We start from the raw sequence: 14,046 nt of genomic DNA on the forward strand, positions 1-14,046 counted from the left end.
GGCGGGCGGTCAGGTGTCCCGTTCGATAACGAAACGCGCCAGGTGGCGCAAGTTTCCGGCGGCTTCGCCATAGGGGGCCAGGGCCGCATCGGCGGCGGCGACCAGCCGCGCGGCCTCGGCCCGGGCGCCGTCCAAGCCCAGCAGGGACACGAAGGTGGCCTTGCCCGCCGAGGCGTCCTTGCCCACGCGCTTGCCGGTCACATCTTCGTTGCCGGTTACGTCCAGGATGTCGTCGGCGATCTGGAAAGCAAGCCCCACCGCATCGGCATAGCCGGCCAGCGGGCGGGCATCGGCATCCGCGATCAGCGGTCCGGCCATCGCGGCAAAGCGGATCAGCGCGCCGGTCTTGCCGCGCTGCAACCGGGTGATCTGGTCCAGCGTCAGCGGCTGGCTGGCGGTTTCGGCGGCGATGTCCAAGGCCTGGCCCCAGACCATCCCTGCCCCGCCCACGGCCTGCGCGAAGGCCGACACCAGCCGGCGCGAGGCGCCGTCGTCGATGGCCGGATCGGCCAGCAGCCCGAAGGCCAGCGATTGCAGGGCGTCGCCCGCCAGGATCGCGGTGGCCTCGGACCACTTCACATGCACGGTGGGCAGCCCCCGGCGCAGGTCATCGTCATCCATCGCCGGCAGGTCGTCGTGGACCAGGGAATAGGCGTGCAGCGCCTCGACCGCCGCGGCGACGGGCAGAGCCGCATCGTCCGGTACGCCATGCAGGCGCGCCGATTCCAGGACCAGGAAGGCCCTGATCCGCTTGCCGCCCGCGCAGGCATAGGCCATGGCGTCGCGCAGTTCGCCGCCGGGAAGGGCGCCGATGGCCGCGTCCAGCGCGCCCTGCACCTGCGCCTTCACGGCGCCCAGCCGGTCCTGCATCACAGCCCCTCGGCCGGTTCCGTCCCCGTGGGCTGGCCATTGGCCGCCAGGGTGATCTTTTCCACCCGGTCCTCGGCCTCGCGCAGGCGCTTTTCGCAATGCTGGCGCAACAGGGCGCCGCGTTCGTAGAGGCGGATGGATTCGTCCAGGCTGGCGTCGCCGGTTTCCAGCTTGGCGACCGTGGCCTCAAGCTCCTTCATGGCTTCCTCGAAGCTCATGGTCGCGATGTCGTTCATGTTCCGGTCTCCAGCAGGACTTGCACATGGGCGCGGACGGACCGGCCCAGGGCGGCCAGATCATAGCCACCTTCCAGGCAGGATACCACCGGCGCCGACAGATCCGCCGCCGTGGCGCAGATCAACCTGGTGATGGCGGCGAAGTCGCTGTCCTCCCATTCAAGCTGCGCCAGCGGATCGGCGGCATGGGCGTCGAAGCCCGCCGAGACGATCACCAGTTGCGGCCGGGCCTCGCGGCAGCGCGCCAGGATCTCGCGCCAGGCGATCTGCCCCGCCGCGCCGTCCGAGCCGGGGCGCAGCGGCACGTTCATCACCTGCCCGTGCGCGCCCGTTTCCCCGGCCGCGCCGGTGCCCGGATAAAGCGGCATCTGGTGGGTCGAGGCGAAGAAGGCGCGGCCTTCGTTCCACAGCAGATCCTGGGTGCCGTTGCCGTGGTGGACGTCGAAATCCAGCACCGCCACGCGGTCCAGCCCGTGATGATCCAAGGCCCGCATCGCCGCGATGGCGGCGTTGCCGAAGATGCAAAAGCCCATCGGCGTCTCGCGTTCCGCGTGATGGCCGGGCGGGCGCATGGCGACGAAGGCGTTCGCGGCCTCGCCCGCCAGGACCGCATCGACGGCGGCGACCGCGCCGCCCGCGCCGCGCAGCGCCGCGTCCAGGCTGCCGGGCGACAGATGCGTGTCGGCGTCCAGCATCTGCCATCCTTCGTCGGGGATCGCGGCGCGGATGCGGTCCAGGTAGGACTGCGGATGGCAGCGCAACAGATCGGCCTCGTCCGCGCGGGGGGCTTCGCGCCGGTCCAGATCCAGATCCTCCAGGGCGGTCAGGACCGCGGCGTGGCGCGCGACCTGTTCGGGATGGCCCGGGGGCGTGATGTGGCGTTCGGCGTCGGGATGGGTGAACAGGGCTGTGGTCATGGCTGGCTTTCCTATACCTCCATCCTGCCGATCAGGGGCAGGTCGTCCTCGGGGCCGACGCTGTGGCGTTCGATCATGCGGTGGACCACCGGATCGCCTTCGCCCTGATGCAGGGCGCGCAGGGTGACCGCAACCTCGGCGTCGGACTTGGTGCGGCGCAGGTTGTGGCGGACATATTCATCCCAGGTGGCGATGTGATAGCTTTCCGACCACAGGTCGGGATGTTCCAGATCGCGCAGCAGCGCCCAGTTGCGGGCGCCGTCGCGGCGGCGGATGTTGCGGCGCAGGCGCATCAGGCGCAGGAATTCGGGCGTGTCCTTCTGGGCGATGCGGTAATCGACCATCACCATGATCGGCCCCGACCGGCCGCGCAGATCCAGCCGCAGCGCCGGTTCGCGGAAGCGGTTGACCGGATCCAGGTCGGCGGTCCCGAACTCGGGCGCCCTGAGCCAGACGCCGATCACCGCGCCTGCCAGCAGCACGATCCCCGCCGCCGTCAGCGCCTGATCCAGACCATGCGCCCCGGCGATGCCGCCCCAGACCCAGGATCCCGCCGCCATGCCGCCGAAGGTCGCCGTCTGATACAGCGCAAGCGCCCGGGCAACCACCCAGCGCGGCGTCGAAAGCTGCACCGTCACGTTGAACAGCGACAGGGCCAGCACCCAGGACGCCCCCGCCGGCAGCAGCGCCACGGCGTGCAGCCAGACGTTCTGCGTCTGCCCCAGCATGATGGCCGACAGGGCGAAGCCCGCGAAGGCCAGGCGGACGATGGTCTCGTTGTCGAAGCGCGCCCGGATGCGCGGGTTCAGGGCGGCGCCGGCGATGGCGCCCACGCCGTAGCAGCCCAGAAGCCCGCCGAACAGCATCGAGCCGCCCTCGGGATGCGCCTTGGCCACCAGGGGCAGCAGCGCCAGCACGGACACGGCGGCAAAGCCGAACAGGGCGCTGCGCCCGATCACGCGGGTCAGGTTCGGCGACAGGAACACATAGCGCAGCCCGGCCGCCACGGCCGGCAGGAAGGCCTCGGGCGGGGCGGTCCGGGGGGCGATGTCGGGGCGCCAGCGCAGCAGGGCGCCCAGCAGCGGCACATAGCTGACCGCGTTGACGGCGAAGGCCGCGGCCGCGCCGAAGGCCGCCACGATGAAGCCGCCCGCCGCCGGCCCCACGCTGCGCATCAGGTTGAACCCGACCGAGTTCAGCGTCACCGCCGCCGGCAGGTCCGCCCGGGGCACCAGATCGCCCATGCTGGCCTGCCAGGGCGGATTGTAGAGCGCCTGCCCCGCGCCGATCAGGAAGGTGAAGGCCAGCAGCAGCCAAGGGGTCAGCCAGCCCTGCCAGGCCGCCACCGCCAGCGCCAGGGACACCGCCGCCATGAAGCACTGCGCGAACATCAGGATCGCCTTGCGGTCGAAGATGTCCGCCAGCGCACCCGCCGCCAGCGCCAGCAGCATGACGGGCAGCGTGTTCGAGGCCTGCACCAGGGCGATCAGCGTCGCGCTGTCGGTCAACTGGGTCATCAGCCAGGCGGCGCCGACGGCCTGGACCAGCCCGCCGAAGTTCGACACCAGCGTGGCGCCCCACAGCAGGCGGAAATCGCGGTGGCGGAACGGGGCGAGGGCCGAGGAACGGGGGGCTTTGGGCGGTCACGGACACTGTCGTTCTTGGCTTCGGGGCCAGCCTAGCCAGCCTTGCGGACGGGGGCAATCCTCGGGCCGGGCGGCGCCGGCCGTTCCTGTCGCCCCGAAGCGGAAAGCACGATGGGGTGAACGGGAAGCAGGTCCGAGCGGTTGTTGCGGTGCGGATGAAACCAAACCAAACGAAGAATTGTTCCGCTGCCAGCCAATCTTGAACGGACTGCCGCCCATTCGCCACAACCCTGCAACGGCTGCGGATCAGGCTGGATTGCAAGCCTTGACGCCCGGGACATGTGACGGGCTGATGAAACCCTGCTCGAATCACCCGCGCCGCTGCGGCGGGTGCTTTCTGGATGAAATCTTGGACGCTGCAGGCGCCCCCGGGCAGCCGAATGCCATGAAGGAATGTGAAGATGCGTCTTGTTACCCTTTTCACGGCGGTCGCCCTGGGGCTTGCCGCATGTGGAAGCAGCCAGCCGGTCTCGCTGGCAACGCCGACCGTGCCCGAAGCCTATCAGGCGCGGATCGATTCCGGCCCCAACGGAGAGCCGATCCAGATCCCCGCGGTCCGCGCCGCCTACCTGACCGAGCGCAACCAGCGCCAGCTGGTTCCCTATAACGGCCCCGAGGCGCCCGGCACCATCGTCGTCGATCCCTATGCTCGGGTGCTCTATCACGTGCAGTCCGGCGGGCAGGCGATGCGCTATGGTGTGGCCGTGGGCCGCGAGGGGACGGGCTATGCCGGAACCGCCACCATCGCCCGCAAGGCCGCCTGGCCCAGCTGGCGTCCGACCGACAACATGATCCGCACGCAGCCCGACCTTTACGCGCAGTTCGCGGACGGCCTGTCGGGCGGGATGCACAACCCGCTGGGGTCGCGGGCGCTGTATCTCTATGAAGGCGGGCGCGACACCTATTACCGCATCCACGGCACGATGGATCCGTCCTCGATCGGCAAGGCCACCTCGGCGGGCTGCATCCGGCTGTTCAACCAGGACATCATCGACCTGTTTTCGCAGGTCGGCACCGGCACCACGGTCCACGTCCGCACGCAAGAGGAAAGCCTGCGCTACGAAGGCCCGATGATCGAGACCCCCGAGGGCTATGTCCAGCCCGCCGGGGCCGCGCCCGCGGGCTCTGTCTCGGTGGCGCTGGCATCGCCTGCCGCCGCGCAGGTCACCGATCCCTATGCGGTGACCCGGATCAGCACCCCCTCGATGGCCCCGGTGACGACCGTCTCGCCGGTCGAAAGCGCCGTGCAGTAAGGCGTTCAAGCCTGCGGACAGCTTTGGCAGGCCCCGGTTCAGCCGGGGCCTTTCCATTTGCATATCACGGCGATCTTGCCCAAAATCCGCCGCAAATCAGGCCACGGCGGGAGACAGGCGATGCCCAACTATCAAAGGCTGGAACGGGACGTGCTGACGGACGAACAGCAGGTCTTGGCCGACACCAGCCGCGGCCCCGCCCTTGCCGGCCTGAGCGATGCGGATCTGCATGGCCTGATCGCCGATCTGGACGGGGCGGTGAAGGGGGCGGGTCCGCGCGGACAGAACGGGCAAGTGCTGGCCGCTGACGTGCTGGCCGCCGCGTTGCGGCGGGCCAGGAAGGAACGGCGGCGCAGGCAGAAGGCCGCGCCCGGTGCGGACGCGCCGCTGCCCGGGCCAGCAGCCACACCCACACCCGCCGTCGCGCCCGCGCCTGCCGTCGCAGTCACGGCTGCAGCCGCGCCGAAGCCCGCCGCGAAGGCCGCCAAGCGCAAGCCCGCATCCCCGGCGCGCAAGCCCGCGGGCCGCAAGAAGGCCGAGACCCGCAAGGCCGACCTTCGCACCGGCTCGCGGCGGGTGGTCAAGAAGGGGGCCAAGCCCGCCGCTGCCGCGATCGCCGACATTGCGCCCGCCCTGCCCCCCTTGCCGGTCGCGGCCCCCGCCCCGCCTTTGGCCGCACCACCTTCCCAGCCTGCCGATCCGGCCGGAACCGCCGGCAAATCCGCCGCCAAGGCGGCCAGGAAGGCCGAGAAGCAGGCCCTCAAGTCCGAACGGGAAGGCCAGAAGGCCGCGCGCAAGGCCGAAAAGAAGGCGGCCAAGCAGGCCGACAAGGCCGCCCGCAAGGCGAAGGACAAGGACAAGGACAAAGAGGACAAGCCGAAGAAGGACAGGAAGGCCAAGAAGGACAAGGCGCTGCGCAAGGCCGGCAAGGCCAAGGCCGCCGACCCGGGTGCTGGCGCCTGATCGCGGCCATGATCCTGCGTCCCCTTCTGCGCCGACTGGCCCTTGTCGCCCTGATGGTCCTTTCGGGTCCTGCCGCCCAGGCCTTTCCTGCCGTCGACGCCCTGGCCGGCCGCGGCCCGGTCCGCCAGTCGGAAACGCTGCGCTGCACGGATGACGGGCGCGATTGCGTCCGGCTGGACCACTACGCCGCCGATGTCTGCAAGCTGATCGAGCGCAACGCGCTCGAGCGCCGGCTGGACCCCAACTTCCTGGCCCGCCTGCTGTGGAAGGAAAGCCGGTTCGAACCCGGCGCGATCAGCCCCGTGGGCGCGCTGGGCATCGCCCAGTTCATGCCCGGCACGGCCGACCTCTATGACCTGCACGACCCCTTCAATCCCGCCCAGGCGATCCACAAGTCGGCCTGGTATCTGCGCCGCCTGACCGACCAGTTCGGCAACATCGGCCTGGCCGCCGTCGCCTACAACGGCGGAGAGAACCGCGCGGCCCGCTTCATCGCCCGGACCGGCGGCCTGCCCTACGAGACGCAGGACTATGTCGCCTCGATCACCGGGTTCGAGGCCCTGCGCTGGCGCGACAACCCGCCGCCCGCGGCCGACCTGAAGCTGGCCCTCGATCCCGACCTGGCCTTCCGCCCCGCCTGCGAGAAGCTGGCGGGCGATCGCAAGCTGCGCGAATTCATGATCCAGCCCAAGGTCTTTCCCTGGGGCGTGATCGTGGCCAGCCATCCCAGCCAGTCCGGAGCCATCAGCCAGGTAGCCCGCCTGAACCGCAGCCTGCGCCCGATCCTGGGCGACAAGCAGGTGGGCTATGTCCGCAAGCGCCTGACCGGGATGCCGCGCGCCGTCTATACCGCGCAGATCGGCTGGGACAGCAAGCGCGAGGCGGCGGCCTTCTGCAACCGGCTCAAGCAGCTGGGCGGGCGCTGCATCGTGCTGCGGAACTGAGGGCGGGCGAAGGCTACAGAAAGCTTTGCGGGTCGATGTCCACCGACAGCCGCAGGTTTGCGGGCGGCTTGTGCGGGGCCAGCCAGTCGGCGATGGCTGTCTGCACCGGCGCCTGCCGGGGCGCGTGGACCAGCATCCGCATCCGGTGGCGGCCCCGGATGCGCGCGATCGGCGCCGGCGCCGGACCCCAGAGCTGCGCGCCCGCCTGTTCCAGCGGCGCGGCATGGGCGGCCAGGTGGCGGGCGAAGTCGCTGACCACGCCCAGATCGGGATGGGACAGGATGATCCCCGCCAGCCGGCCGAAAGGCGGCATCCCGGTGGCCTGGCGACCGGCGGCCTCGGCGTTCCAGAAGGCCTCGTCCTCGCCCGACAGGATGGCGCGGATCACCGGATGGTCGGGCTGGTGGGTCTGCAACAGCGCCACGCCGGGGGCCGCGCCCGACATCCGCCCGGCCCGTCCGGCCACCTGCCGCATCAACTGGAACGACCGTTCCGCCGCCCGCAGGTCGGCGCCCTGCAGGCCCAAATCCGCGTCGATCACCCCCACCAGCGACAGGCGCGGAAAATTGTGGCCCTTGGCGACGATCTGCGTGCCGATGATGATCTGCGTATCGCCGTTGGCGATGTCGGCGATGGTCTCCTTCAGCGCGCGGGCGGACTGGAACAGGTCCGAGGACAGCACCGTGGCCTTGGCGTCGGGGAAGCGGGCGGCGACCTCCTCGGCGATGCGTTCGACGCCGGGGCCGATGGGGACCAGCTTGCCCTCGACCTTGCAGGAGGGGCAGGCCAGCGGGATCGGCCGGGTCTCGCCGCACTGGTGGCAGACCAGCCGGTTCTGGAAACGGTGTTCCACCATCCGCGCGTCGCACTGGTGGCAGGCGATCTGTTCGCCGCAGGCCCGGCAGACGGTGACGGGCGCGAAGCCGCGCCGGTTCAGGAACAGCAGCGACTGTTCGCCCCGGGCGATCCGCGATTCGACCGCCCCCGCCAGCCTGGGCGAGATCCAGCGGCCCGACGCCATGTCCTCGGCCCGCAGGTCGATGGCGGCCATGTCGGGCAGCTCGGCCGCCCCGTAGCGCGACCGCAGGTCCAGCCGCCGGTACTTGCCCATGCCCGCGTTGACCCAGCTTTCCAGCGACGGCGTGGCCGATGCCAGCACCACCTGCGCCCCGTTGATGGAGGCGCGCAGCACCGCCATGTCGCGGGCGCTGTAATAGACGACATCCTCCTGCTTGTAGCTGCTGTCGTGTTCCTCATCGACGACGATCAGGCCCAGGTCGCGGAAGGGCAGGAACAGCGCGGATCGCGCGCCCACGACCAGCCCCACCTCGCCCCGGCCGGCCATGTGCCACAGCCGGCGGCGTTCCGTGCGGGTGATGCCGCTGTGCCATTCGCCGGCCCGCGCGCCGAAGCGCGCCTCGACCCGGTCCAGGAACTCGGCCGAGAGGGCGATTTCCGGCAGCAGCACAAGCGCCTGCCGGCCTTGGGCCAGACATTCGGCGACGGCCTCCAGATAGACCTCGGTCTTGCCCGACCCGGTCACCCCGCGCAGCAGCGTGGTGCCATAGCCGCCCGACCGGACGGCGGCGCGCAGGCTGTCCGCCGCCGCCTGCTGGTCCGCGTCCAGCGGCTTGCCCGGCCGCGCCGGATCCAGGCGCGGATAGGGCAGGTCGCGCGGGGCCTGAACCTCGGCCAGGGCTCCCGCCGCGACAAGGCCCTTGATCACCGCCATGCCCACGCCGGACAGTGCGCCCAGTTCGGACGGCGCGAAACTGGCGCCGCCGTGGTCGGCCATCACCTGCAGCACGCGCGCGCGCGCCTCGGTCATGCGGGCAGGAGGGGCGCCGCCCGGAACGATCACCCGGCGGGCGGCAGGAGGCTGGTCCAGATCGGGCGCCCGCGTCGCCATCCGCAGCATCAGCGGCAGCGGCGTCAGGGTATAGTCGGCGGCGCGCGCCAGGAAGTCCAGGAAGCGGGGATCGAAAGGTTCGGCGTCCAGCACCCGGACCACGGGCCGCAGCCTGGCCAGGTCGAAGTCGCCCAGGCCCGGCCCCCAGACCAGCCCCGGCACCCGGCGCGGCCCCAGCGGAACCAGCACCAGCTGTCCCAGCGCCACGCCGCCTTCCGGCGCCAGGTAATCCAGCACGCCCACCGGCTCGACCGTCAGGACGGCGATCCGGGCGCGGCCCTCGAAGAAGCGGGGCGCGGAAGGCAGGGGGGGCTTTTCATCGCCCTGATAAAACCCTGCCCCGCAGCCGTTGCAAGACCCGCCTGCCCCTTTCGGGCAGGGCGGTTTTGCGCTATCACCCCGGGCGAACCGCCTGACCGGAGCATGGCCATGAAATTCTTCCTTGATACCGCCGATGTGGACGCCATCCGCGAACTGAACGAACTGGGCATGGTCGATGGCGTGACCACCAATCCGTCGCTGATCCTGAAGGCCGGCCGCAACATCGAGGAGGTCACGCGCGAGATCTGCGAGATGGTCAGCGGCCCCGTCAGCGCCGAGGTCGTGGCCGACAAGGCCGAGGACATGATCCGCGAGGGCCGCCACCTGGCGCAGATCGCGCCCAACATCGCCATCAAGGTGCCGCTGACCTGGGACGGGCTGAAGGCCTGCCGGACCTTCGCCGACGAAGGCCGCATGGTCAACGTGACGCTGTGCTTCACCGCCGCCCAGGCGATCCTGGCCGCCAAGGCCGGGGCGACCTTCATCAGCCCCTTCGTCGGGCGGCTGGACGACATCGGTCTGGACGGCGTGGACCTGATCGCCGACATCCGCGAGATCTACGACAACTATGGGTATGAAACCCAGATCCTCGCCGCCTCGATCCGGTCGGTGAACCACATCGTCGAGGTGGGCAAGATCGGCGCCGACGTGATTACCGCACCCCCCGCCGTCATCAGGTCGATGGCCAAACATGTCTTGACGGACAAGGGGCTTGAACAGTTCACTGCCGACTGGGCCAAGACCGGTCAGAAGATCGGCGGGTAACGCACAAAGGGGCAGGCATGACGGCGGAACGGCAGGCGGGGCTGGACCCGGAAACGCGCGACAGGCTGCTGGCCGATCCCGGAGTCATCCTGGCCGACCGCGACCTGATGCGCGCCCTTGTGGCCGCGCGCGAGGCCGAGATCGGCGACAACGTCATCGACATCCGCGGCCGCGCGATGGAGGCGCTGGAATCGCGGCTGGACCGGCTTGAGACCCAGCACGAAAGCGTGATCGCCGCAGCCTATGACAACCAGTCGGGCACCGCGGTCATCCACCGCGCCGTGATCGGCATCCTGGAAACCGCCGATCTGGCGGAACTGGTGGACAGCCTGCAATCGGACATCGCGCCGCTGCTGCGGATCGAGACGCTGCGGCTGGTGGTCGAACCCGATCCCGCCATCCCCAACCTGCCCGAGGACGCGGTGGTGGTCCCCGAAGGCGCCATCGGCCGGATCATCGCGGCCGGGCGGCGCACGCCGCGGGGCGACGACATCGTTCTGCGCCCCGCCTCGCCCATCACCCAGCCGCTGCACGGCCGCGCCGTCGCCTCCGAGGCGATGATCCCGCTCGACCTGGGCGCGCGCCGGCCCCGCGCCATGCTGCTGATGGGCAGCGGCGACAGGACCCGCTTCATGCCCGCCCACGGCACCGACCTGCTGCGCTTCTTCGCGCAGGTGTTCCGGCTGGTGCTGCTGTCGCGGCTGCGCGGATGACCGCGCCCCTGGCGCTGGCCCCGGCGATGGCCGACAGCCTAGCCCGCTGGCTGGAGGTCGAGGCGGCGACGCGGGACCGCTCGGCCCATACCATCACCGCCTATCGGGGCGATCTTCTGGCCTTCCTGGCCTTCCTGGGCGGCCATCACGGCCAGCCCGCCACGCCGAAATCGCTGGCCGGGCTGCGCCAGACCGACATGCGCGCCTTTGCCGCCGCCGAACGCGCGCGGGGCTTGGGCGCGCGGTCCCTGGCCCGGCGCCAGTCGGCGGTGCGCAGCTTCCTGCGGTGGCTTTCCGACCGCGAGGGCCACGACCTGTCCGCCGCCCTGGCCACGCGCAGCCCCCGATACACCCGGTCCCTGCCCCGGCCGCTGAGCCCGTCCCAGGCGCAGGACACGCTGGACATGGTGGCCACAGGCCACGCCACGCCCTGGGTCGCGGCGCGCGACGCGGCGGTTCTGACGATGCTCTGGGGCTGCGGGCTGCGCATCTCCGAGGCGCTGGCGCTGAACGGCGCCGACTGGCCCTTCCGCGACAGCCTGACCATCACCGGCAAGGGCGGCCGGCAGCGGCGCGTGCCGGTCCTGCCGGTGGCGCGGGACGCGGTGGCCGCCTATCTGCGCCAGTGCCCCTGGCCGCTGGTCCCCGACCAGCCGCTGTTTCGGGGCGTGCGCGGCGGGCGGCTGTCGATGTCGCTGGTCGAACAGGCGATGGCGGGGGCGCGCGCCGCGCTGGGGCTGCCGCCCACGGCCACGCCCCATGCGCTGCGCCATTCCTTCGCCACGCATCTGCTGGCGGCGGGGGGCGACCTGCGCACCATCCAGGAACTGCTGGGCCATGCGAACCTGTCCACCACCCAGGTCTATACGGGCGTGGACGACGCGCATCTGATGGCGGTCTATCAGGCGGCCCATCCGCGCGGCTGACCGCGAACCCCGCCCCGCCCTGCCGCGTTCAGCGTCCAGGTTCAGAAGGATGAGACGATGACCACACACGCGATCTTCAACCGGCCGATGGACGAACCCGTTCCGCAGGGCATGGATCAGGCGATCTTCGGGATGGGCTGCTATTGGGGGGCTGAACGGCTGTTCTGGCAGCAGAACGGCGTCTGGCTGACCCAGGTGGGCTTTGCCGGCGGCACGGTCGAGAACCCGACCTACGACCAGGTCAGGACCGGCACCACCGGCCATGCCGAAGTCGTGCGGATCGTCTTCGACAGTTCCAAGATCAGCTACGACCACCTTCTGCAACTGTTCTGGGAAAATCACGATCCGACCCAGGGCGACCGGCAGGGCGACGACGTGGGCAGCCAGTATCGCAGCCTCATCATGGCCTTCAACGACAGCCAGTATTCCGCGGCCGAGGCCTCGAAGATCGACTATGACAACCGCCTGGCGGTGGCGGGCTTCGGCAAGATCACCACCCAGATCATCGGCCCGGGGCCCTTCTGGCCCGCGCATGACGCGCACCAGCAGTATCTGGAGAAGAACCCCGACCGCCACTGCGCGCTGCAAGGCACGGGGGTAGAGGCCTCGTTGCCCAACCCGGATCCGATCTGATGGCCACCTATTCCGCGCTGACCCATGTGCAGGGCCGCGAGGCGGCCGAAGCCCTGGCCGAAGCCTGCGAGGATCTGGAGCCCGAGCCCGTCGGCACCGGCGTCTTCGAGATCGAGGACGGCTCCGGCCGCTGGGAGATCGGGGTCTATTTCACCGAGGCCCCCGACGAGATCGCGCTGGCGCTGCTGGCCGCGGTCCACGGCGCCAACCCCTTTGCCGTGTCCGAACTGCCCGACGTGGACTGGGTCGCCCATGTCAGGCGCGAACTGACCCCGGTGCGGGCCGGGCGGTTCTTCGTCCACGGCAGCCACGACGCCGACAAGGTTCCCGAAGGCGTCGAGGCGCTGTGGATCGAGGCGGCGATGGCCTTCGGCACCGGGCACCACAGCACCACGAAGGGCTGCCTCGAGGCGCTTGACCGGCTGGCGGTGCAGGGCTTCCGGCCGCGCCGTATCGTCGATATCGGCTGCGGCACCGGCGTGCTGGCGATGGCCGCGGCGCGGCTGTGGCCCGTCACGGTGCTGGCCAGCGACATCGACGCCGTGGCGGTGGACACCGCGGCGGCCAACGTGATCGCCAACGGCCTGGACGGCCGGGTGATCTGCGTGGAGGCGGCGGGCTTCGGCCACCAGATGCTGGAAGACAACGCCCCCTACGATCTGGTTCTGGCCAATATCCTCAAGCAGCCGCTGATCGACCTGGCGCCGCAGATGGCCACGATGGTCGCCCCCGAAGGCCGCGTCATCCTGTCGGGCATCCTGGTGACCCAGGCCGATGAGGTGACGGGCGTCTATGGCGAGAACGGCTTCGTTCTGGACCGCCGCGACGATCTGGCGGACTGGTCGGCCCTGACGCTGATCCGCCAGAGCTGAGAGATCCGCGAAGCTCGCCCTTGAAAAACCCGGCGCGGTCTGCTAAGTTGACGGGGCTGATGTTCTTCCTTCGACCTTCTGTCTGCTTTACGGCTTCAGATGTTCTTGCGACGACTGGGCCGCGCCATCGCAATCTCGCGGGTGGCATACATGACAGGAGATCTCACGATGGCCAATGGCACCGTGAAATGGTTCAACGCAACCAAAGGCTTCGGCTTCATTCAGCCCGAGCATGGCACGAAGGACGTGTTCCTTCACATTTCGGCCGTGGAACGCGCCGGCCTCCGCGAAATCAAGGACGGCCAGGCCGTGACCTTCGACGTGGAACGCGGCCGTGACGGTCGTGAATCGGCGACCAACCTCGCCCTGGCCTGAACCGGCCTTTGCATCATCCGGGCGGCGGCACTGGCCGCCTCCCCTTCCCGATCCCGGACGCAGAGGCGCGGGTCGGACGACCTTCCGAAAGAGACAACTTGATCGAGATTAACTGGGGCCAGCCCTTGTCCTTCGTCGTCTCGCCCGACGGCGAAACGAAGACCTTCACCACCCTCGAAACCGCGGCCTACTGGCTGGAGCGCAGATGGCCCATCGACGACCTGCACCGCCGCCGCGCGGCGCAGATGCTGGATGCGGCTGCCCATTGCATGACCTCCATCGGATCGGCCCGCACGGCGTTCGCCGAGGCCGCCGAGAGCGCGGGCTTCCAGGCCGCCGTCCGGAACTGACAGGACAGGAAAAAACCCCCTCTGCATCGCATTGGGGGTTCGTTCGTCTTGACCGGGATGGTTGGCTCAGAGGCCGCGGGCAATCCGCTCGATGTCGCCGCGGCACAGACCGATATCGTCCAGCTCGCGATCCGACAGGCGGCTCAGTTCGCGACGGGTCACGCGGGTATCGTTCCACGCGGACAGCATCGCGACAAGGCTCGCGGCAACATGGCCAACGATCCCGCCAGCATGGCTGCGGTTCAGTTCGATCGTCGTCATGTCATCACCTGTTTCAGAAGTGCCCGACCATCGGGCATGGGCTTCATGAACAGGGATATAGCGCCCGCACCGCCGCACGAGTAGCCGCGGGA

General features: G+C 70.1%; 15 protein-coding genes and 1 pseudogene. 10 read left to right on the top strand and 6 right to left on the bottom strand.

Going from position 1 to position 14,046, the window contains the following annotated elements; all coding sequences use genetic code 11:
• Positions 1-9 precede the first annotated feature (9 nt).
• The 4 genes and pseudogenes from ACZ1HC_RS03755 to ACZ1HC_RS03770 all read right to left on the bottom strand — a co-directional run.
• Entirely contained in the window at positions 10-870 is an 861-nt protein-coding gene (locus tag ACZ1HC_RS03755) for a polyprenyl synthetase family protein (RefSeq protein WP_472698821.1), read from the bottom strand.
• Positions 870-1,106: an exodeoxyribonuclease VII small subunit gene (locus tag ACZ1HC_RS03760; RefSeq protein WP_472698822.1), complete on the bottom strand. Its 237-nt coding sequence runs from the start codon at positions 1,104-1,106 to the stop codon at positions 870-872. The genes ACZ1HC_RS03755 and ACZ1HC_RS03760 overlap by 1 nt, the downstream gene beginning before the upstream one ends.
• A complete protein-coding gene (locus ACZ1HC_RS03765; RefSeq protein ID WP_472698823.1) occupies positions 1,103-2,023 on the bottom strand; it encodes a histone deacetylase family protein in 921 nt (306 codons plus the stop codon). Before ACZ1HC_RS03765 ends, ACZ1HC_RS03760 begins: the two co-directional genes overlap by 4 nt.
• An 11-nt stretch (positions 2,024-2,034) precedes the next feature.
• Positions 2,035-3,651, bottom strand: a pseudogene (locus tag ACZ1HC_RS03770) (MFS transporter); the annotation flags it as partial.
• A 419-nt stretch (positions 3,652-4,070) separates the two neighbouring features.
• On the opposite strand from ACZ1HC_RS03770, the gene ACZ1HC_RS03775 reads away from it, so the two are divergent.
• The 3 genes from ACZ1HC_RS03775 to ACZ1HC_RS03785 all read left to right on the top strand — a co-directional run bounded on the left by ACZ1HC_RS03775 (position 4,071) and on the right by ACZ1HC_RS03785 (position 6,829).
• A complete protein-coding gene (locus ACZ1HC_RS03775; protein ID WP_472698824.1) occupies positions 4,071-4,922 on the top strand; it encodes a L,D-transpeptidase family protein in 852 nt (283 codons plus the stop codon).
• 120 nt (positions 4,923-5,042) lie between these two features.
• Complete coding sequence (locus tag ACZ1HC_RS03780; RefSeq protein ID WP_472698825.1) at positions 5,043-5,885, top strand: hypothetical protein; 843 nt, start codon at positions 5,043-5,045, stop codon at positions 5,883-5,885.
• An 8-nt stretch (positions 5,886-5,893) separates the two neighbouring features.
• Entirely contained in the window at positions 5,894-6,829 is a 936-nt protein-coding gene (locus ACZ1HC_RS03785; protein ID WP_472698826.1) for a lytic transglycosylase domain-containing protein, read from the top strand.
• A 13-nt stretch (positions 6,830-6,842) separates the two neighbouring features.
• Here the strand turns inward: ACZ1HC_RS03785 and ACZ1HC_RS03790 are convergent, their stop codons facing one another.
• On the bottom strand, positions 6,843-9,044 hold the full coding sequence (locus ACZ1HC_RS03790) for a primosomal protein N' (protein WP_472700774.1): 2,202 nt from the start codon (positions 9,042-9,044) through the stop codon (positions 6,843-6,845).
• Positions 9,045-9,167: 123 nt separating this feature from the next.
• Here ACZ1HC_RS03790 and fsa point away from each other — a divergent pair, with 123 nt between their 5' ends.
• The 7 genes from fsa to ACZ1HC_RS03825 all read left to right on the top strand — a co-directional run bounded on the left by fsa (position 9,168) and on the right by ACZ1HC_RS03825 (position 13,693).
• Complete coding sequence (fsa, locus tag ACZ1HC_RS03795; protein WP_472698827.1) at positions 9,168-9,824, top strand: fructose-6-phosphate aldolase; 657 nt, start codon at positions 9,168-9,170, stop codon at positions 9,822-9,824.
• A gap of 17 nt (positions 9,825-9,841) precedes the next feature.
• Complete coding sequence (locus ACZ1HC_RS03800; protein ID WP_472698828.1) at positions 9,842-10,537, top strand: DUF484 family protein; 696 nt, start codon at positions 9,842-9,844, stop codon at positions 10,535-10,537.
• Positions 10,534-11,463 (top strand): tyrosine recombinase XerC, encoded by a 930-nt coding sequence (locus ACZ1HC_RS03805; RefSeq protein WP_472698829.1) that lies wholly within the window; start codon positions 10,534-10,536, stop codon positions 11,461-11,463. The genes ACZ1HC_RS03800 and ACZ1HC_RS03805 overlap by 4 nt, the downstream gene beginning before the upstream one ends.
• A 57-nt stretch (positions 11,464-11,520) precedes the next feature.
• Positions 11,521-12,096, top strand: coding sequence for a peptide-methionine (S)-S-oxide reductase MsrA (gene msrA, locus ACZ1HC_RS03810; protein ID WP_472698830.1), 576 nt, complete (start codon positions 11,521-11,523; stop codon positions 12,094-12,096).
• On the top strand, positions 12,096-12,968 hold the full coding sequence (locus ACZ1HC_RS03815; RefSeq protein ID WP_472698831.1) for a 50S ribosomal protein L11 methyltransferase: 873 nt from the start codon (positions 12,096-12,098) through the stop codon (positions 12,966-12,968). The genes msrA and ACZ1HC_RS03815 overlap by 1 nt, the downstream gene beginning before the upstream one ends.
• Positions 12,969-13,136: 168 nt before the next feature.
• A complete protein-coding gene (locus tag ACZ1HC_RS03820; protein WP_103172357.1) occupies positions 13,137-13,343 on the top strand; it encodes a cold-shock protein in 207 nt (68 codons plus the stop codon).
• 98 nt (positions 13,344-13,441) lie between these two features.
• The gene (locus ACZ1HC_RS03825) at positions 13,442-13,693 is read left to right on the top strand and encodes a DUF982 domain-containing protein (RefSeq protein ID WP_472698832.1); all 252 of its coding nucleotides are present in this window, start codon (positions 13,442-13,444) and stop codon (positions 13,691-13,693) included.
• A 66-nt stretch (positions 13,694-13,759) separates the two neighbouring features.
• Here ACZ1HC_RS03825 and ACZ1HC_RS03830 read toward each other — a convergent pair whose 3' ends face one another.
• Positions 13,760-13,954, bottom strand: coding sequence for a DUF1127 domain-containing protein (locus ACZ1HC_RS03830; RefSeq protein WP_472698833.1), 195 nt, complete (start codon positions 13,952-13,954; stop codon positions 13,760-13,762).
• Positions 13,955-14,046 lie beyond the last annotated feature (92 nt).

The organism is Paracoccus sp. BR5-17 (genome assembly GCF_055693925.1).

What these genes read in the sequence shown, in the direction of transcription:
- ACZ1HC_RS03755 (WP_472698821.1), bottom strand. Translation starts at nt 870, where the DNA reads ATGCAGGACCGGCTGGGCGCCGTGAAGGCGCAGGTGCAGGGCGCGCTG.
- ACZ1HC_RS03760 (WP_472698822.1), bottom strand. Translation starts at nt 1,106, where the DNA reads ATGAACGACATCGCGACCATGAGCTTCGAGGAAGCCATGAAGGAGCTT.
- ACZ1HC_RS03765 (WP_472698823.1), bottom strand. Translation starts at nt 2,023, where the DNA reads ATGACCACAGCCCTGTTCACCCATCCCGACGCCGAACGCCACATCACG.
- ACZ1HC_RS03775 (WP_472698824.1), top strand. Translation starts at nt 4,071, where the DNA reads ATGCGTCTTGTTACCCTTTTCACGGCGGTCGCCCTGGGGCTTGCCGCA.
- ACZ1HC_RS03780 (WP_472698825.1), top strand. Translation starts at nt 5,043, where the DNA reads ATGCCCAACTATCAAAGGCTGGAACGGGACGTGCTGACGGACGAACAG.
- ACZ1HC_RS03785 (WP_472698826.1), top strand. Translation starts at nt 5,894, where the DNA reads ATGATCCTGCGTCCCCTTCTGCGCCGACTGGCCCTTGTCGCCCTGATG.
- fsa (WP_472698827.1), top strand. Translation starts at nt 9,168, where the DNA reads ATGAAATTCTTCCTTGATACCGCCGATGTGGACGCCATCCGCGAACTG.
- ACZ1HC_RS03800 (WP_472698828.1), top strand. Translation starts at nt 9,842, where the DNA reads ATGACGGCGGAACGGCAGGCGGGGCTGGACCCGGAAACGCGCGACAGG.
- ACZ1HC_RS03805 (WP_472698829.1), top strand. Translation starts at nt 10,534, where the DNA reads ATGACCGCGCCCCTGGCGCTGGCCCCGGCGATGGCCGACAGCCTAGCC.
- msrA (WP_472698830.1), top strand. Translation starts at nt 11,521, where the DNA reads ATGACCACACACGCGATCTTCAACCGGCCGATGGACGAACCCGTTCCG.
- ACZ1HC_RS03815 (WP_472698831.1), top strand. Translation starts at nt 12,096, where the DNA reads ATGGCCACCTATTCCGCGCTGACCCATGTGCAGGGCCGCGAGGCGGCC.
- ACZ1HC_RS03820 (WP_103172357.1), top strand. Translation starts at nt 13,137, where the DNA reads ATGGCCAATGGCACCGTGAAATGGTTCAACGCAACCAAAGGCTTCGGC.
- ACZ1HC_RS03830 (WP_472698833.1), bottom strand. Translation starts at nt 13,954, where the DNA reads ATGACGACGATCGAACTGAACCGCAGCCATGCTGGCGGGATCGTTGGC.